Source organism: Ramlibacter sp., from assembly GCF_035627355.1.
In the GTDB taxonomy this organism is placed as follows: domain Bacteria; phylum Pseudomonadota; class Gammaproteobacteria; order Burkholderiales; family Burkholderiaceae_C; genus Ramlibacter.
The window spans coordinates 1-15,986 of sequence record NZ_DASPLW010000067.1; the positions used below are offsets into that span (position 1 = coordinate 1).

Here is a 15,986-nt window from a genome sequence, read left to right on the forward strand (position 1 = left end):
CTACATCTACCTGCGCGACGAGTATCACGGCTGCCGCGCGCTGCTCGCGGCCGAACTGGCCCGGCTGCAGGCCGATCCGCCCTGCGCGCCGCCGCACATCGAGCTGCGCCGCGGCGCGGGCGCCTACATCTGCGGCGAAGAGTCGGCCATGATCGAGAGCATCGAGGGCAAGCGCGGCGAGCCGCGCCTGCGCCCGCCCTACATCGCGCAGCTCGGGCTGTTCGGGCGGCCCACGCTGGAGCACAACTTCGAGACGCTCTACTGGGTGCGCGACATCGTGGAGCGCGGGCCGCAGTGGTTCACCGGCTTCGGGCGCCACGGGCGCAAGGGCTTGCGGGCCTTCAGCGTCAGCGGGCGGGTGAAGTTCCCCGGCGTCAAGCTGGCGCCGGCCGGCATCACCGTGCGCGAGCTGGTCGACGAGTACTGCGGCGGCATGCAGGACGGCCACGAGCTCTACGCCTACCTGCCGGGCGGCGCCTCGGGCGGCATCCTGCCAGCGTCCCTGGCCGACCTGCCGCTGGATTTCGACACCCTGCAGCCGCACGGCTGCTTCATCGGCTCGGCCGCCGTCGTCGTGCTGGGCCACCACGACCGCGCCCGCGACGCGGCGCTGAACGCGATGCGCTTCTTCGCCGACGAGAGTTGCGGCCAGTGCACGCCCTGCCGGGTGGGCACGGCGAAGGCGGCGGCGCTGATGGCGCAGCCCGGCTGGGACACGGCCACGCTGGGCGACCTGGCCCAGGTCATGGGCGACGCCTCCATCTGCGGCCTTGGGCAGGCCGCGCCCAATCCGATCCGCTGCGTCCAGAAATACTTCCCCCATGAAATCAGCTGACCTGCCCCTCGTGGACTTCACGCTCGACGGCGAGCGCGTGCAGGCCGTGCAGGGCCAGACCATCCTGCAGGCCGCGCGCCGGGTGGGCGTGGACATCCCGCACCTGTGCTACCAGGACGGCATGCGCGCCGACGGCAACTGCCGCGCGTGCGTCGTGGAGGTGGCCGGCGAGCGCGTGCTGGCACCGAGCTGCTCCCGCGCCGTTACCCCCGGCATGGAGGTGAAGGCACGCAGCGAGCGGGCGCTCAAGAGCCAGCAGATGGTGGTCGAGATGCTGCTGGCCGACCTGCCGGAGCAGGGCTACAAGTGGAACGACGAGGTGGGCGGGCCCGCCACCCCGGCGGACCGCGTCGGACAGCATGGTGAACTCTCGCTTTGGGCCGATCGCCTGGGCGTCGCGCCCCGTCCCGAACTGGTCGCCCTGCGCCGCGAGCAGCCCGCCGCCGACCTGTCCCACCCGGCGATGGCCGTGAACCTGGACGCCTGCATCCAGTGCACGCGCTGCGTGCGCGCCTGTCGCGAGGTGCAGGTCAACGACGTGATCGGCTACGCGCAGCGGGGCTCGTCGAGCCGGATCGTGTTCGACCTCGGCGACCCGATGGGCGCCAGCACCTGCGTCGCCTGCGGCGAATGCGTGCAGGCCTGCCCCACGGGCGCGCTGATGCCCAAGACCATGGTCGGTTCGCAGGCGGTGGATCGCAAGGTCGATTCGGTCTGTCCTTTCTGCGGTGTCGGCTGCCTGGTCACCTACCAGATCCGCGACGAGAAGATCGTCGCCGTCGAGGGCCGCAACGGGCCGGCCAACGAAGGGCGGCTGTGCGTCAAGGGCCGCTTCGGCTTCGATTACGCGCACCACCCGCAGCGGCTGGTGCGCCCGCTGATCCGCAAGCCGGGCGTGCCCAAGGATCCCTCCATTGCTCCGGACCCGGCCCACTGGGGCGAGGTGTTCCGCGAGGCGAGCTGGGAGGAGGCGCTGGACTTCGCCGCCGGCGGGCTGAAGCGGCTGCGCGACACGCACGGGCGCAAGGCGCTGGCCGGCTTCGGCTCGGCCAAGGGCAGCAACGAGGAGGCCTACCTGTTCCAGAAGCTGGTGCGCACCGGCTTCGGCAGCAACAACGTGGACCACTGCACGCGCCTGTGCCACGCGTCCAGCGTGGCGGCGCTGCTGGAGGGCGTGGGCTCGGGCGCGGTCAGCAACCCGGTGCGCGACGTCGAGAAGGCCCATGTGATCCTGGTGATCGGCTCCAACCCCACGTCCAACCACCCGGTGGCCGCCACCTGGATGAAGAACGCGGCGAAGCGGGGTACCAGGCTGGTGCTGGCCGATCCGCGGGTGACCGACATCGGCCGCCATGCCTGGCGCATCCTGCAGTTCAAGCCCGGCAGCGACGTCGCCATGCTGAACGCGCTGATCCACGTGGTGATCGAGGAGGGGCTGGCCGACCAGGCCTTCGTGCGCGAGCGCGCCGCCAACTTCGAGGCGCTGCGCGAGAACGTCAAGGGCTACAGCCCGGAAGCGATGGAATCGGTCTGCGGCGTGCCGGCGCAGACCCTGCGCGAAGTAGCGCGCGCCTTCGCGACGGCCGAGGCCGCGATGATCCTGTGGGGCATGGGCGTGAGCCAGCACGTGCACGGGACCGACAACGCCCGCTGCCTGATCGCGCTGGCCAGCATCACCGGCCAGGTCGGCAAGCCCGGCAGCGGCCTGCATCCGCTGCGCGGCCAGAACAACGTGCAGGGTGCCAGCGACGCCGGCCTGATCCCCATGATGTTCCCCAACTACCAGCGCGTGGACGACCCGCAGGCGCACCGCTGGTTCGAGGACTTCTGGGGCCTGCCGCTGGACGATGCACCCGGCTACACGGTGGTGGAAATCATGCACAAGGCGCTGGCGCCCGACAGCGACCCGCACAGGATCCGCGGCATGTACATCATGGGCGAGAACCCGGCCATGAGCGATCCGGACCTGAACCACGCGCGGCAGGCCCTGGCTGCGCTGGACCACCTGGTGGTGCAGGACATCTTCATGACCGAGACCGCCTGGCTGGCCGACGTGGTGCTGCCGGCCTCGGCCTGGCCGGAGAAGACCGGCACCGTCAGCAACACCGACCGCATGGTGCAGCTGGGCCGGCGCGCGCTCACGCCGCCGGGCGAGGCGAAGCCGGACCTGTGGATCATCCAGGAGCTGGCCCGCCGCATCGGGCTGGACTGGGACTACCCGGGCGAGGACAGCGGCGTCGCCGCCGTCTACGAGGAGATGCGGCAGGCCATGCATGCCTCGATCGCCGGCATCTCGTGGGAGCGCCTGCAACACGCGTCGAGCGTGACCTATCCCTGCCTGTCGGAGGACGACCCTGGGCAGCCGGTGGTGTTCACCGAGCGCTTCCCCACCGCCGACGGCCGCGTGAAGCTGGTGCCGGCCGCCGTGGTGCCGCCGGACGAGCGGCCCGATGCGCAGTTCCCCTTCGTGCTGATCACCGGCCGGCAGCTGGAGCACTGGCACACCGGCAGCATGACCCGCCGCGCGGCGGTGCTCGATGCCATCGAGCCGATGGCGACGGCATCGATGAACGGGGCCGACCTGCAGGCGCTGGGCCTGCAGCCCGGCGACGTGGCCACGGTGCGTTCGCGCCGCGGCGAGGTGACGCTGCACCTGCGGCGCGACGATGGCACGCCGGCCGGGGCGGTGTTCATCCCCTTCGCCTACTACGAGGCCGCGGCCAACCTGATGACCAATCCGGCACTCGATCCCTTCGGCAAGATCCCCGAGTTCAAGTACTGCGCCGTGCAGGTGGAGCCCGGCGGTACGCCGCGGCCGGCGGCCGGGTACGGGACGGGGGCGGTGGCGGCCTGATCGGCCCTGGGATGGGCGCCGGCCGGCGGCCGGCGCTCGGGTCGGGCTTAGCGGCTGGTGCTGCCGCCCGAGGTGGTCGCTCCCGTGGAGCCCGAGGTGCCGGTGCTGCTGCTGGTACCGGCCGCACCGCCGGACGAAGGCGTTGTGGCCGTGGAACTGCCCGAAGCGCCCATGCCGGAGGTGGTGCCCGAGGACGAGGTGCCGCTCGACGGCGTCGTGCTGGAAGCGGCCGATCCTGAGGGTGTCGACATCGTGCCGCTCGCGGAACCGCCGGACGAGCCCATGCCCGAGGCGGTGCCGGATGCGGTTCCGGATGCCGTCGTGCCGCAAGCAGCCAAGGCGGCGCTACACACGATGGGAAGAAGAATCCTGATCATCTACAACTCCTTTGCTGACGAGGGCTGTTTCCCTCTGCGGACAGGATGGCCCGGGGTGGTCGTGGGAGTCTTTCCCATGGGCCGACCAATCCTGTAGGACATGCCACGCATGGCCAGCACAGAGGCTGGAGCCGCTCAGGGAGCGCCCCGCGAAGCCGCCAGTTGCAGGCGGGCCTCGCCCTCGCGATGCAGCCGGACGCAGACCGGATGCGTGCGGAACTCGGCGGTCGCGCAGCGCAGCACGGTGCACAGCTCGCGCGCGAAGCCTTCTCGCGAATCGCAGGGCAGGTCCGTGGACGTCGACGTCGGCTGTGGCCTGGGACCCGGGTGAGCGTGGGAGCGGATGCGCGTCCGGTGCGGCGCGGGCCGTGCGGACGCGGACGATGCCTCGTCGGGCGGATCGACGGGCAAATCGTCGTGACGGGCCGCAGGCGCGGTCGCTTCCTGCTCGTGCGTCGCAGGCCGCGGCGGATCGCTCACCGGCTGGGCCGGCGCGGCGGCAGGCGTCGACATCGCTGCGATGGGCGGCCGTGTCGCGCCGCCAACGTCCGATGACGGCACCGTTGGCACGTGCGCCGTGAAGCCGGAGGCCGGCATGGCCTGGCTGGCGAGGACCCGCTCGGCCGCCCGCTGCACGGGTTCCGGCGTCCACAGGCCCGCCGTCCAGGATGCGATGGCCGTGCACCCCACCATCAGCGCCACGGCGGCCCTGTGGGTCAACGGGGCGACCGACGCGCCGTCCTCGGGAACGGCCGGAACCGCGACCGCGGATGGCCGCGTCGGCGAGGTGTCGCGTGCCACGGCAACGACGGGAGCGGCGGAACGTGCCGGCGCGCGGGGCCGTACCCAGACCGGCGAACCCACCGCTGCGTGCAACGCGGACCAGAGCTGCGCGGCGCTGGCGAAGCGCGCATCCGGGCTCGTCGCCAGGGCGCGTCCGAACACCGCGTCCAGTTCCGCCGGCAGCTCGGGGCGCAGGGACCGCACGGGGCGCACGATCGTGCGGTCCGCCCCCTCCCACGGCAGCGCGCCGGTCAGCAGCTCGTAGGCGACCACGGCCGCCGAGTACAGGTCGGCACGCGGGTCTGGCGGCGCGCCCTGCGCCACCTCCGGTGCCAGGTGCTGCGGCGAATCGAAGGGCCCTGGCCGTCGGGTACAGGCCGCGGCGACCCCCGCGCTGCCGTCGATCCTGGGCTGGCCGTTGGGCGCCACGAGCAGATGGCGCGGGTGGATGGCGGAGTGCACCCAGCGGTGCCGCCCGGCGCAAGCCAGGCCATCGAGCAGTTGGGCGAGGAGCGCGAGGCCCTGCAGGGGCGGCAGGCGGCCGGCGCGTGCCAGGTAGCGGTCGAACGTCTCGCCGTCGGTGTACGGCGCCGCAATGAGCAGCCGGGTTCCGTCACGGACCAGGTCCTGCGGCAGGATGAGGTTGGGATGCAGGATCGGCGCGGCGGCGCGCACTGCGGCGCGCAGGGCCTCGTGCGAGCGGGCATCCAGGGATACCTCGTCCGCCGCCAGCACCGTCAGGGCCAGCCGCTCCTGCCCATCCGGCCCGAGGGCTTCATGCACCGTCGCGCTCGCATCCGAGCGCAGGACGCGCAGCAGGCGAAAAGGACCGACCGTCTCCGGCATGCGGCCTGGTTGCTGGTTCACTGCTGTGCATGGTCGTCGTTCCCATGTGCGTTGGCCGTAGGACACCGGCGGATACGGGCGTCCGGATCGGAAGGCAGCACACCCTGTTGTGCCGATGGGAAAAATTCACAGCGGGTGCAACGGTTCGTCAGGAACACGAGGGCTCGAAGCCTCTTGTGGCGGCCACTTACGTTTGGCTACCCCGCTGCGTCCCAAGCTGAAGAGCATCCCGCGTTCCACAACCACGAGGAACCTGATGCCCATCGAGAAGCGACTTGCCTTCGACCCCGGCTGGAAAACGACTTTGCTGGCCGTGTCCGCCGGCGCCGTGATCGCGGCCTGCGGCGGTGGCGGCGGTGGCAGCACCACGGCCAGCGTGCCCCAGGGCACCCTGCGCATGGCGCTGACCGACGCACCCAGCTGCGGCTACGACAACGTGTACGTCACGGTCGAGCGCGTGCGGGTGCACCAGAGCGATTCGGCCGACGAGGAAGCCGGCGGCTGGGAAGAGATCGTGCTCGATGCGCCCAAGCGCATCGACCTGCTGCAGCTGACCAACGGCACGCTGGAGGAGCTGGGCCAGACGGACCTGCCCGCCGGCACCTACAACCAGGTGCGGCTGGTGCTGGCCGCGAACGACGCGCAGAACCCGCTGGCCAATTCGGTCAAGCCCACCGGCTCGGCCGAGGTGCCGCTGCGCACGCCCAGCGCGCAGCAGAGCGGGCTCAAGCTCAAGTCCGGTTTCGAGGTGAGCGAAGGCGGCCTGGCCGACCTGGTGCTGGACTTCGATGCCTGCAAGTCGGTGGTCAAGGCCGGCAACTCCGGCAACTACAACCTCAAGCCGGTGCTGACTCTGGCCAAGCGCACCCAGACCGGCATCGAGGGCTACGTCTCGCTGTCGGTGGAGGGCGTGCGCGTCTCGGCCCAGCAGGACGGCACCGTGGTGCGCTCCACCGTGCCCGACGCCAACGGCAAGTTCGTGCTGCCCTTCCTGCCGGCCGGCAGCTATGACGTGGTGATCGTCTCCGACACCCACAGCACTGCCGTGGTGTCCTCGGTGCCGGTCGGCACCTCCACGGTCAGCCTGAACGCCAGCGACGCGGCCATCGATCCGCCGGCCTCGACGCTGCGCCAGGTCACCGGCACGACCTCGGTGTCCGGCAGCGGCACGCCCACCCTGGTGCTCGACGCCAGCGTGCGGGCGACGCAGGCACTGACCGACGGACCGGTCGTGGAAGTGGCGGCCACCCCGGTGGACGCGACGGACGCGACCTATGCGCTGAGCCTGCCGGCGGCCGCCCCCGTGCGCGCGCCCTACGCGACCGGTGGCCTGACCTTCACGGCCGACAACGTGCTGGCCGGCCTGTACAGCGTGCACGCCGCCGCTCCCGGGCGCACGGTGATCACCCAGGAGGCCGACGTGTCCACGGCCGACCAGGTGCTGGATTTCGACTTCGCAGCGCCCTGAGCGCGGGCTGGTGGGCCCCGGGTCCGCCGCCTGCTTCCAAGGGGCCTCTCGGGGCCCCTTTTTTGTGGGCGGACCGGTGGCGTGCCGGGAGCGCCTGCTGGCAGCGCGCCCGACGCGCTCGACCGCCGAGCCGGGGACGCGCGCTCGTTACACCGGCCCCACGCCATGGACATGGCGTCCTAAGCTGGTGCGATGCAGACCGTGGACCGCGCTGCGAGCCGCCCCGTCGGCCGACCCCTGCGCTGGGCCGGCTTGCTGCTCGGATTCAGCCTGGGCGGCTTCTTCGACGGCATCGTGTTGCACCAGGTGCTGCAGTGGCACCACCTCCTGAGCAACGTCCAGGCCGCCGCCCTGCGCGACCTGCGGGCGCAACTGTTGGCCGATGGCCTGTTCCATGTGCTGATGTACCTGCTGGCCGCCTGGGCGCTCGGGCTGCTGTGGAAGGCACGCGCCGACTACGCGGTGGCCGGGGCCGACCGGGTACTGTGGGCCCGGGCGCTGATCGGCTTCGGCGCCTGGCACGTCGTCGACAGCGTCGTCTCGCACTGGATCACCGGCATCCACCGCATCCGCGTGGACGTGCCCGATCCGCTGTTCTGGGACCTGCTCTGGTTCTCCGTGTTCGGTGTCGTGCCGCTCGTTGCCGGCTGGCTGCTGCACCGGCGCGCCGGGGGCGGCGGCGGTCGCAGCGCGGCGGCCTCCCTGGCGCTGGCCGCTGCCGTCGCCGCTCCGCTCGCGGCCCTGCCGGCCGGCGACACCGGCCAGGTGGTCGTCCTGTTCCGTCCCGGGATGGAAGGCGCCGCGGCCTTCGACGCCCTGGCCTCGGCGGATGCGCGCGTCCTCTGGGTCGACCGCTCCGGCGGGCTGTGGGCCGTTGCCATGCCGGAGCCGGCGCGCGCGCGCGAGCTGTACGCCCGCGGCGCCCTGCTGGTCAGCAGCTCCGCGTGGGCCCTGGGCTGCCTGGCCTGGTCACGGCCTTCGACCTGATCGGGGCGCCCGTCGGCCGCTGTCGCAGGGGTGTCGCGCCGATCGGCGTGGAAGGCCGCCGCCGGCTCGACAATGCGCGTCGGGCCGGAACACAAGGAGACACCCATGGCCAATGGCGCACAAGCCATGCTGCGCACGCTGCTGGACGCAGGCGTGAACGTCTGTTTCACCAACCCGGGCACCTCGGAGATGCATTTCGTGGCGGCGCTGGACACGGCGCCGCAGATGCGGGCGGTGCTGACCCTGTTCGAGGGCGTGGCCACCGGCGCCGCCGACGGCTACGCCCGCATGGCCGGGTGCCCGGCGGCGACGCTGCTGCACCTGGGCTGCGGCCTGGGCAATGGCCTGGCCAACCTGCACAACGCTCGCAAGGGCAAGGTGCCGGTGGTCAACATCGTCGGCGACCACGCCACCCACCACACCCAGTACGACGCGCAGCTGCAGTCCGACATCGAGACGGCGGCGCGCAACGTGTCCAGCTGGGTGCGCACCTCGCGCAGCACCGCGGACCTGTGCCGCGACGTGGTGGAAGCGGTCGCCGCTGCCAAGGGGCCGCCGGGTCAGGTGGCGACGCTGATCCTGCCGGCCGACGTGTCCTGGGGCGAGGGCGGCACGCCGCTGCCGCCGCCAGCGGTCGCGGAACCCGCACCGGTCGAGGACGAGACGATCGCCCGGATCGCCGCGGCGCTGCAGGCGGGCGGGCCCAACGCCATCCTGCTGGGCGGGCGGGCCCTGCGTGAACCGGCGCTGATGGCCGCCGCGCGCATCGCTGCGAAAACCGGTGCGAAGCTCTACGCCGAGGTGTTCCCGACCCGCTTCGAGCGCGGCGCCGGCCTGCCGCCGGTGGAGCGCATCGCCTACCTGGCCGAGATGGCCTCGGTGCAGCTGGCCGGGCTGCGCAACCTGGTGCTGGTGGACGCCCGCGCGCCGGTGTCCTTCTTCGCCTATCCCGGCAAGAAGAGCTGGCTGGTGCCCGAGGGCTGCACCGTGCACGAACTGGCTTCGCCGACCCAGGACGCGCTGGAAGCCCTGGAGGGCTTGTGCCGGCAACTGGGCGCACAAGAGGCCACGCCGGTGCTGCAGGGACCGCGGCGCCCGGGCCGGCCGCGCGGCAAGCTGACCGCCGAGAAGGTCTGCAAGGCCGTCGGCCACCTGCTACCCGAGCGGGCCATCATCGTCGACGAGGCGCAGACCTCCGGCACCATGCTGCCCCTGTTCACCGCCGGGGCGCCGCGCCACGACGTGCTGGCGCTCACCGGCGGGGCGATCGGACAATCGCTGCCGGCCGCCGTCGGCGCGGCCATCGCCTGCCCGGACCGCCCGGTGCTGGCGCTCGTCGGCGACGGCTCGGCCATGTACACGATCCAGGCCCTGTGGACCATGGCGCGCGAACGCCTGAACGTGGTCTCGGTCATCTTCAACAACCGCTCCTACGGCATCCTGAACGTGGAGCTGGAGCGGGTCGGTGCCGAGCGCGCCGGCCCCAAGGCCAAGGCGCAGCTCGACCTCGCCGGGCCGGGGCTGGACTTCGTGCACCTGGCGCAGGGCATGGGCGTTCCCGCGGTGCGCGCCACCACGGCGGAGGATTTCACCGCGGCGCTGGAGCGCGCGTTCGCCACGCCCGGCCCCCACCTGATCGAGGCCGTGGTGCCCAGCGTGTTCTCCGGCCTCAAGCTGCGCGTGCTGCCCTGGCTGCTGCGATCGCTCGGCAGCCTGCCGCAACCGGTGGCGCGCGGGCTCAAGCGGAAGCTGGCGCCATGAGCAAGGTGACTTCTTCCGACGTGCTGGTGGTGGGCGGCGGCCTCGCCGGCCTGGTCACGGCGCTGGAGTGCCTGCAGGCCGGCAAGACCGTCACCGTGGTGGATCGCGACACCCGCGAGCGCCTGGGCGGCCTGGCCCTGTGGGCCTTCGGCGGGATGGCCCTGGTGGGCACCCCGCTGCAGGCGCGCAAGAAGATCCAGGACAGCCCCGAGCGGGCGCTGGCCGACTGGATCCGTTTCGGCGAACTGCCCGAGGCCGACACCCTGCGGGTCCAGTGGGCGCGCCACTACGTGGAGCGTTCCCGCGCCGAGGTCCACGACTGGCTCACCGGCCGCCATGGCCTGAAGTTCCTGCCGGCGGTCAACTGGGTGGAGCGCGGGCTCGAAGGCAACGGCAACACCGTGCCGCGCTACCACGTGCTGTGGGGCACCTCGCGCCTGCTCGCGCTGCGCATGATCGAGGCGGTGCAGCGGGCCGGCGAACCGGGCCGGCTGACGCTGCGCAGTCGCGTGCGCATCACCGGGCTGGAGCAGGCCGCCGGCGCCCTCAGCGGCGCCACCGGCGTGGACGAGGACACCGGCGAGGAACTGCGCTTCGCCGCACCGGTGGTGGTGCTGGCCATGGGCGGCCTGAACGGCAGCCACGAGGAGGCCCGCGCCAACTGGCCGGCCGGGCGGCCACTGCCGGCGTCCATGCTCAATGGCGCCCATCCCTATGCCGACGGCAAGCTGCACCACCTGGTGGAGGGCCTGGGTGGCCGCATCGACGCGGCCGGCGAGATGTGGAACTACGCCGCCGGCATCCCCCATCCGCAGCCGCATTTCGAGGGCCACGGGCTGTCGCTGATCCCCTGCAAGTCGGCCCTGTGGCTGGACCACCAGGGGCGGCGCATGGGCCCCGATCCGCTGGTGACGGGCTTCGACACCCACGACCTGTGCCAGCGCGTCGCGGCCCAGGAGCAGCCCTGGACCTGGCACCTGCTGAACTGGCGCATCGCCGCCAAGGAGCTGGCGATCTCCGGAGCCGAGCACAACCCGCGCATCCGCGACCGCCAGCTGCTGGCCTTCCTCAAGGAGACGCTGCTGGGCAACCACCGGCTGGTGAAGCAGCTGGCGCGCGAGAGCCCGCACTTCCTGGTCGACGAGAGCCTGGCCGGGCTGGTGGCGAGGATGAACGCGCTGACGGGCAGCGAACACGTGCGGCCCGAGGTGCTGCAGGCGACGGTCGACGCCTTCGATGCGAACTTCGGCCCCGGCAGGCGGCCCGAGGACGATCCACAGGTGCGACGCATCCTGCATGCGCGTGAGTGGGGTCCGGACCGGCTGCGCACCTGCAAGCCGGCGCCGCCGCAGCAGGCCGGCGCCGGGCCCTACATCGCGATCCGCATCCAGCTGATCACCCGCAAGAGCCTGGGCGGGCTGGTGACCGACCTGCACAGCCGCGTGCTGGACGGCGCGGGCGAGGCGATGCCGGGCCTGTACTGCGTGGGCGAGGCCGCGGGCTTCGGCGGCGGCGGTGCCTGCGGCAAGCGCTCGCTGGAGGGGACCTTCCTGCCGGGCTGCATCCTGACCGCGAAGGCCGCCGCGCGGCACATCACGACCGGCCGCTAAGGGCGCTCAGCGGCGCGCGAACTCGGGCTGGTCGAAGTGCGCGACGCGGGTGTCGCGCCCGGCCAGGCCGACTTCGCAGAACTGGTGGATCACCGCGGCCGTGGGTGCCGACACCCAGCTGTCGCCCAGCGCCAGGCGCAGGATGGGGCGGCCGGGTTCCTCCTCGGGCTCCAGCCGCATCGCCTCGGGGCGCGTGAACTCGGACAGCCGCACGCGGTGCACGCCGGCCACTTCGGCCGGGTTGGGAACGATGCCGTGCGCGGCACCTGCCCACACCACCACCGGCGTGATCACATAGCCCGAGCGGGTGGCGTAGTCGTCCAGGCAGCCCAGCACCTCGGCGGCGTCCAGCCGCAGCCCGACTTCCTCGTGCAGTTCACGCAGCGCGGCCTGCTGCGGGCTCTCGCCCGGGTCGATGCGACCGCCGGGCAACGCCCACTGGCCCGAGTGGCTGCTCAGCGTGGGCGCCCGGCGCGTGAGCAGCAAGGCGGCCTCCAGGCTCCATCCCTGCGGCCGTGCGATGCCGGGGATCTGCGCGCCTTCGCCTTCCTCCACCAGCGCCACGACCACCGCCGCCGCCCGATGCGCACCGGCATCGATTCGGCGTACGGGAAAGCCGCGCAAGCGCCGTTCGACATCGGAGCGCAGGGAGCCGTGGAGGAGCATGGGGGGATTCTGCCCGTCCCTGGCCCCATCATCCCGCCGGAACGGTGATCCTTGTCATCCCCGCGGAGGCGGGGATCCAGGGCTTTCAAGACAGTCCGCGAAAGGGGACGCACTGGATTCCCGCCTTCGCGGGAATGACGGCCTGGAAATCGCGCAGCGATTTCTCAACGCATCACGGCTGCCACCAGTTCCCCGACGCTACCAGCATTGGAATCAGCTGCAGCTCCGCGTCGTAGTACGCCGTGCTGAAGTTGTTCGCGTTGAAGGCCCACAGTGCGTTCAGGTAGGTCTGGTGCGCCGGGTCGCACATGGCGCCGCACAGCTGCGGGCCGATCATGCCCTTGGGGGTCCAGTTCGGGTACGGGCGGATCAGCGGCGAGGGCAGGGTGCCGTTCAGGGCGTAGCCGGTCGCCGTGCGCGCGGGGTCGCCGCCCGTGTCGTTCTTGAAGAACGCCATCATCTTGTTCAGCACGCCGCGCCAGCGCTGGTCGCCCGAGAAGACGTAGTCCGTGCCCCAGCGCCAGGGGTTGCGCTGCGCGTTGGCGTAGTAGTGCATCTCCGTCATCACGAAGTCGCCCATGCCGCCCGGCGAGGGGACCGGCGTCGCGGTGTTGGTCTGCACGATGAAGTCGGGCATCAGGCCGGCGCCGGGCGAGTACACCGTCTGCATGCGGTTGATCAGCCAGTAGCAGCGGTCGATCACCGTGGTGGCCCACCAGTTGTCGCCGGTCGCGCGCGCGAACGCGCGGAAGTGGTTGATCATGTAGTCCGAGGTGCGACTCACGTCGGGCGTGGCCATGCCCTTGGTGGTGCCGTCCGGCTTCATGTTCCACGACTTCAGGGCGTTGATCGTGTTGATCGCTTCCTGCTTGTAGTTCCAGGGGCCGGTGTTGGATCCCCACTGGCGGTCCGCCATCAGCAGCGCCAGCGCGATGTCCAGGTCGCCGTCCATGGCGTTCCAGCCGCCGCCGGCGGCGTCGGTGGACGAGCCGTTGATGGTCAGGCGCCAGTCCATCAGGTAGCGCCCGCCCGAGCTGGTGGGGATGCTGTAGGCCGGGCGCGCCCGCACCGTGGTCAGCAGGCCGTCGAACAGGGCGCGGGCGTTCGGGTCGTAGCCGGCCATCACCACCGTGAGCAGCATGCCGTAGCCCATGCCCTCGGACACGGTGAGATAGCTGCCCGAAGTGCCGAAGCGCACGGCCTTGCCGCCGGGCACGGTGGGCACGTCCGCCATGTTCTGGGTCTTCCAGCCGTCGTAGCTGCGGCGGATGACGCTGTCCATGCTGGCGTTGGACACGTTGTTCGGCAGGATGCCGGCTGCATAGGGCACCAGGCGCGAGCCGAACGGGTAGTGGATGCCGTTGACCGGGGCCTGCGTGGGCGCCGGGGTCGGGGCCGGCGTGGGCGCGGGGGTCGGAGCGGGCGTGGGTGCCGTCGTCGGTGCCGGGGTCGGCTCCGGGGTGGCGCTGGGCCGCTTGCCGGGCGGCAGGCCTTTCTCGATCGGCCGCTTGGCCAGTTCGTCGCCGACCAGTTCCGTGCCCAGCGGGCTGTCACCGGCGGCGCTGCCGCCCCCGCCTCCGCACGCCGCGAGCGTCGTTGCCAGGGCCGCCGAGCCCCCCTGGATGAATATGCGCCTCTTCATGTCGAACAACCATGTGGGAAGGCATCGGAGAACGCTGTCGCAGCCTCTCGTCCGCCCGTGTTGACCGGAACGCCGGGCCGGCGACGCTGCGCTGCGAACGGGGCCCGGAACGCGTCCGGATCGCGGTTCGAAGTGCCCACCAACCTCAGCAGGAGGCGCGAATGTAGTAGGAGGCGTCCGACACTGGCGTAGGGCGCTGGCCTACACCCGTAACCATGTTCGCCAGTTGCTTCAAGGGCGGGTGGACCGCCCGGCAAGCATTAGGCTCAGCCATTCGGTGCAATGGCTGAGGCAGCGGCGCTCATTGGCGCATCGATGTGAATGGATGAGGTGCACGGACCGCATTCCTGTTGCGCTTCGGACGCAGGAGGGTGATGCATGCACGCGATGCAGCGCAGTGCTCGTGCGGCAGAAGTTACGTTTGCTCGCGAACTCCGGCACACGGTCGAGAGCGACCGTCGATGCGCAGGAACCTAGAACAACTGGCCCACGTTGAGCAGCGTCAGCACCCCCAGCACGCCGAAGATGCCCGCGGCGATGGCGTGCACCAGGGGCATGGACACCTTGTTCGCCATCCGGTCGCCCAGGTAAACGGCGGGCACGTTGGCCAGCATCATGCCCAGGGTGGTGCCGATCACCACCAGCACGATCTCCGGATAGCGGGCCGCCAGCGCGACCGTGGCGATCTGGGTCTTGTCGCCCATCTCGGCCAGGAAGAACGCGACGACGGTGGTGCCGAACACGCCGAAGCGCGCCGTCTCGCGGGTGGCCTCGTCCTCGTCGATGGTGTCCGGGACCAGCATCCAGCCGGCCATCGCCAGGAAGGACAGGCCGATCACCCAGCGCAGCAGGTCGGGTCCGAGCGCCGCGGCCACCCAGCCGCCCACCGCGCCGGCGGCCGCGTGGTTGAGCACGGTGGCCACCAGGATGCCGAGCACGATGGGCAGCGGCCGGCGGAACATCGCGGCCAGCACGACGGCCAGCAGCTGGGTCTTGTCGCCCATTTCACCGAGCGCGACGACGCCGGTGGACACGAGAAAGGCTTCCATGAAAGAAGGAGGTCTCCAGGGCCGGCGGGGTACCGAGGACCACACGGCATCCCCGGCCCTTCCGGAGGCAGTGCGGTCAAAGGTCTTGCCAGGCCAGGAGCTGCCCGCGCCACGGTCGCGAGGACCAAGTGTGTTGACGCGAGCCCCTGCGGTGCAGGGCGGCTACTCCCCAATGACGAGTGCCGGGCGATTGTAGCGGCGGCCCCCCGATCTCGTCGGTGAGGGCGCACGAAGCGTTGCTGCCCGGTGCGGCCCGGCCGCCGGAGGAGCCGGCGAACCGGGCGCGGCCGTCGCGCTCAGCGACGCAGTTCCGCCTTGTTCTGGATGATGCGGCCCACCAGGCCGTAGTCGATCGCCTCCTCGGCCGACAGCCAGCGGTCGCGCTCGATGTCCATCAGCACGCTCTCCAGCGGCTTGCCGGTCTCGCGCGCGATGGTCTGGGCGATGCGTTCGCGCGCCTTGATGATCTCGCGCGCGTGGATGGCGATGTCGCTGGCCGGCCCGCCGGCGCCGCCGCTGGGCTGGTGGATCAGGAAGCGGGTGTTGGGCAGGCAGAAGCGCCGCTCGCGCGGCACCGCCAGATACAGGTGGGTGGCGGCACTGCCGACCCAGCCGGTGCCGATCATGTTCACCGGCGCGGCGATGAACCGGATGATGTCGTGGATCGCATCGCCCGACTCCAGGTGGCCGCCGGGCGAGCTGACCAGCATGTCGATCGGCTTGTCCGACTCGGCGTCCAGCGCGATCAGGCGGCGCGCGATGTCGGCTGCCGAGCGGTCGCTGACCTCGCCGAACAGCAGCACGGTGCGCGACTTGAACGCCTTTTCCTCGAGGAAGGCATTGCGGGGTTCCGCGGTGGAGGGCGACGCGGCAGCGGGTTCTTCGTGTTCCTGTGGGGTTTCCATGGGAAGGCTCCTGTTCTGGTCCAAGGCGCCATCATGCACCGGAGAACCGTCATTCCCGCGGAGGCGGGAATCCAGTGCGTCCGCCTTCGGCAGCGCCGTAGGCGCGCTGCTGGGTCACGGGGGAGTTCGCTCGCTTCGCTCGACCATGATCTGGGTCCCCGCCTTCGCGGGGACGACGCGCTTCGCTGCGCTCAGCGCGTCGA

The 15,986-nt window shown here is 71.6% G+C and carries 12 protein-coding genes and 1 riboswitch; of the genes, 7 read left to right on the forward strand and 5 right to left on the reverse strand.

Annotated elements, in window-relative coordinates; genetic code table 11:
* From VEC03_RS16760 to VEC03_RS16770, 3 genes are all read left to right on the forward strand, one after another.
* Nucleotides 1-835: NADH-ubiquinone oxidoreductase-F iron-sulfur binding region domain-containing protein (locus tag VEC03_RS16760; protein WP_324917708.1), on the forward strand; the 835-nt coding region annotated here is incomplete at its 5' end.
* The gene (gene fdhF / locus VEC03_RS16765) at nt 822-3,689 is read left to right on the forward strand and encodes a formate dehydrogenase subunit alpha (RefSeq protein ID WP_324917710.1); all 2,868 of its coding nucleotides are present in this window, start codon (nt 822-824) and stop codon (nt 3,687-3,689) included. The genes VEC03_RS16760 and fdhF, both read left to right, overlap by 14 nt.
* Nucleotides 3,690-3,785: 96 nt before the next feature.
* A complete protein-coding gene (locus tag VEC03_RS16770; RefSeq protein WP_324917713.1) occupies nt 3,786-4,163 on the forward strand; it encodes a hypothetical protein in 378 nt (125 codons plus the stop codon).
* 38 nt (nt 4,164-4,201) lie between these two features.
* Here VEC03_RS16770 and VEC03_RS16775 read toward each other — a convergent pair whose 3' ends face one another.
* Nucleotides 4,202-5,695, reverse strand: coding sequence for a serine/threonine protein kinase (locus tag VEC03_RS16775; RefSeq protein WP_324917715.1), 1,494 nt, complete (start codon nt 5,693-5,695; stop codon nt 4,202-4,204).
* A 256-nt stretch (nt 5,696-5,951) separates the two neighbouring features.
* Between VEC03_RS16775 and VEC03_RS16780 the strand changes: the two genes are divergently transcribed.
* The 4 genes from VEC03_RS16780 to VEC03_RS16795 all read left to right on the forward strand — a co-directional run bounded on the left by VEC03_RS16780 (nt 5,952) and on the right by VEC03_RS16795 (nt 11,521).
* Nucleotides 5,952-7,163, forward strand: a complete 1,212-nt coding sequence (locus VEC03_RS16780; protein ID WP_324917717.1) for a DUF4382 domain-containing protein — start codon at nt 5,952-5,954, stop codon at nt 7,161-7,163.
* A gap of 192 nt (nt 7,164-7,355) precedes the next feature.
* Complete coding sequence (locus tag VEC03_RS16785; protein WP_324917720.1) at nt 7,356-8,150, forward strand: DUF2243 domain-containing protein; 795 nt, start codon at nt 7,356-7,358, stop codon at nt 8,148-8,150.
* Between the two features lie 105 nt (nt 8,151-8,255).
* Nucleotides 8,256-9,911, forward strand: a complete 1,656-nt coding sequence (locus VEC03_RS16790; RefSeq protein ID WP_324917723.1) for an acetolactate synthase large subunit — start codon at nt 8,256-8,258, stop codon at nt 9,909-9,911.
* Nucleotides 9,908-11,521, forward strand: a complete 1,614-nt coding sequence (locus VEC03_RS16795; RefSeq protein WP_324917726.1) for an FAD-dependent oxidoreductase — start codon at nt 9,908-9,910, stop codon at nt 11,519-11,521. Before VEC03_RS16790 ends, VEC03_RS16795 begins: the two co-directional genes overlap by 4 nt.
* 6 nt (nt 11,522-11,527) lie before the next feature.
* On the opposite strand, the gene VEC03_RS16800 is transcribed toward VEC03_RS16795, so the two are convergent.
* The 4 genes from VEC03_RS16800 to VEC03_RS16815 all read right to left on the reverse strand — a co-directional run bounded on the left by VEC03_RS16800 (nt 11,528) and on the right by VEC03_RS16815 (nt 15,783).
* The gene (locus tag VEC03_RS16800) at nt 11,528-12,187 is read right to left on the reverse strand and encodes a CoA pyrophosphatase (protein WP_324917729.1); all 660 of its coding nucleotides are present in this window, start codon (nt 12,185-12,187) and stop codon (nt 11,528-11,530) included.
* Between the two features lie 172 nt (nt 12,188-12,359).
* A complete protein-coding gene (locus VEC03_RS16805) occupies nt 12,360-13,829 on the reverse strand; it encodes a glycosyl hydrolase family 8 (protein WP_324917732.1) in 1,470 nt (489 codons plus the stop codon).
* A gap of 473 nt (nt 13,830-14,302) precedes the next feature.
* The gene (locus tag VEC03_RS16810) at nt 14,303-14,878 is read right to left on the reverse strand and encodes a TMEM165/GDT1 family protein (protein WP_324917736.1); all 576 of its coding nucleotides are present in this window, start codon (nt 14,876-14,878) and stop codon (nt 14,303-14,305) included.
* A gap of 11 nt (nt 14,879-14,889) precedes the next feature.
* A riboswitch (yybP-ykoY riboswitch) is annotated at nt 14,890-15,061 on the reverse strand.
* A 113-nt stretch (nt 15,062-15,174) separates the two neighbouring features.
* The gene (locus VEC03_RS16815) at nt 15,175-15,783 is read right to left on the reverse strand and encodes an ATP-dependent Clp protease proteolytic subunit (protein ID WP_324917738.1); all 609 of its coding nucleotides are present in this window, start codon (nt 15,781-15,783) and stop codon (nt 15,175-15,177) included.
* Between the last annotated feature and the right edge of the window lie 203 nt (nt 15,784-15,986).

What these genes read in the sequence shown, in the direction of transcription:
- VEC03_RS16800 (WP_324917729.1), bottom strand. Translation starts at nt 12,187, where the DNA reads ATGCTCCTCCACGGCTCCCTGCGCTCCGATGTCGAACGGCGCTTGCGC.
- VEC03_RS16780 (WP_324917717.1), top strand. Translation starts at nt 5,952, where the DNA reads ATGCCCATCGAGAAGCGACTTGCCTTCGACCCCGGCTGGAAAACGACT.
- fdhF (WP_324917710.1), top strand. Translation starts at nt 822, where the DNA reads ATGAAATCAGCTGACCTGCCCCTCGTGGACTTCACGCTCGACGGCGAG.
- VEC03_RS16810 (WP_324917736.1), bottom strand. Translation starts at nt 14,878, where the DNA reads ATGGAAGCCTTTCTCGTGTCCACCGGCGTCGTCGCGCTCGGTGAAATG.
- VEC03_RS16790 (WP_324917723.1), top strand. Translation starts at nt 8,256, where the DNA reads ATGGCCAATGGCGCACAAGCCATGCTGCGCACGCTGCTGGACGCAGGC.
- VEC03_RS16815 (WP_324917738.1), bottom strand. Translation starts at nt 15,783, where the DNA reads ATGGAAACCCCACAGGAACACGAAGAACCCGCTGCCGCGTCGCCCTCC.
- VEC03_RS16805 (WP_324917732.1), bottom strand. Translation starts at nt 13,829, where the DNA reads ATGAAGAGGCGCATATTCATCCAGGGGGGCTCGGCGGCCCTGGCAACG.
- VEC03_RS16785 (WP_324917720.1), top strand. Translation starts at nt 7,356, where the DNA reads ATGCAGACCGTGGACCGCGCTGCGAGCCGCCCCGTCGGCCGACCCCTG.
- VEC03_RS16775 (WP_324917715.1), bottom strand. Translation starts at nt 5,695, where the DNA reads ATGCCGGAGACGGTCGGTCCTTTTCGCCTGCTGCGCGTCCTGCGCTCG.
- VEC03_RS16795 (WP_324917726.1), top strand. Translation starts at nt 9,908, where the DNA reads ATGAGCAAGGTGACTTCTTCCGACGTGCTGGTGGTGGGCGGCGGCCTC.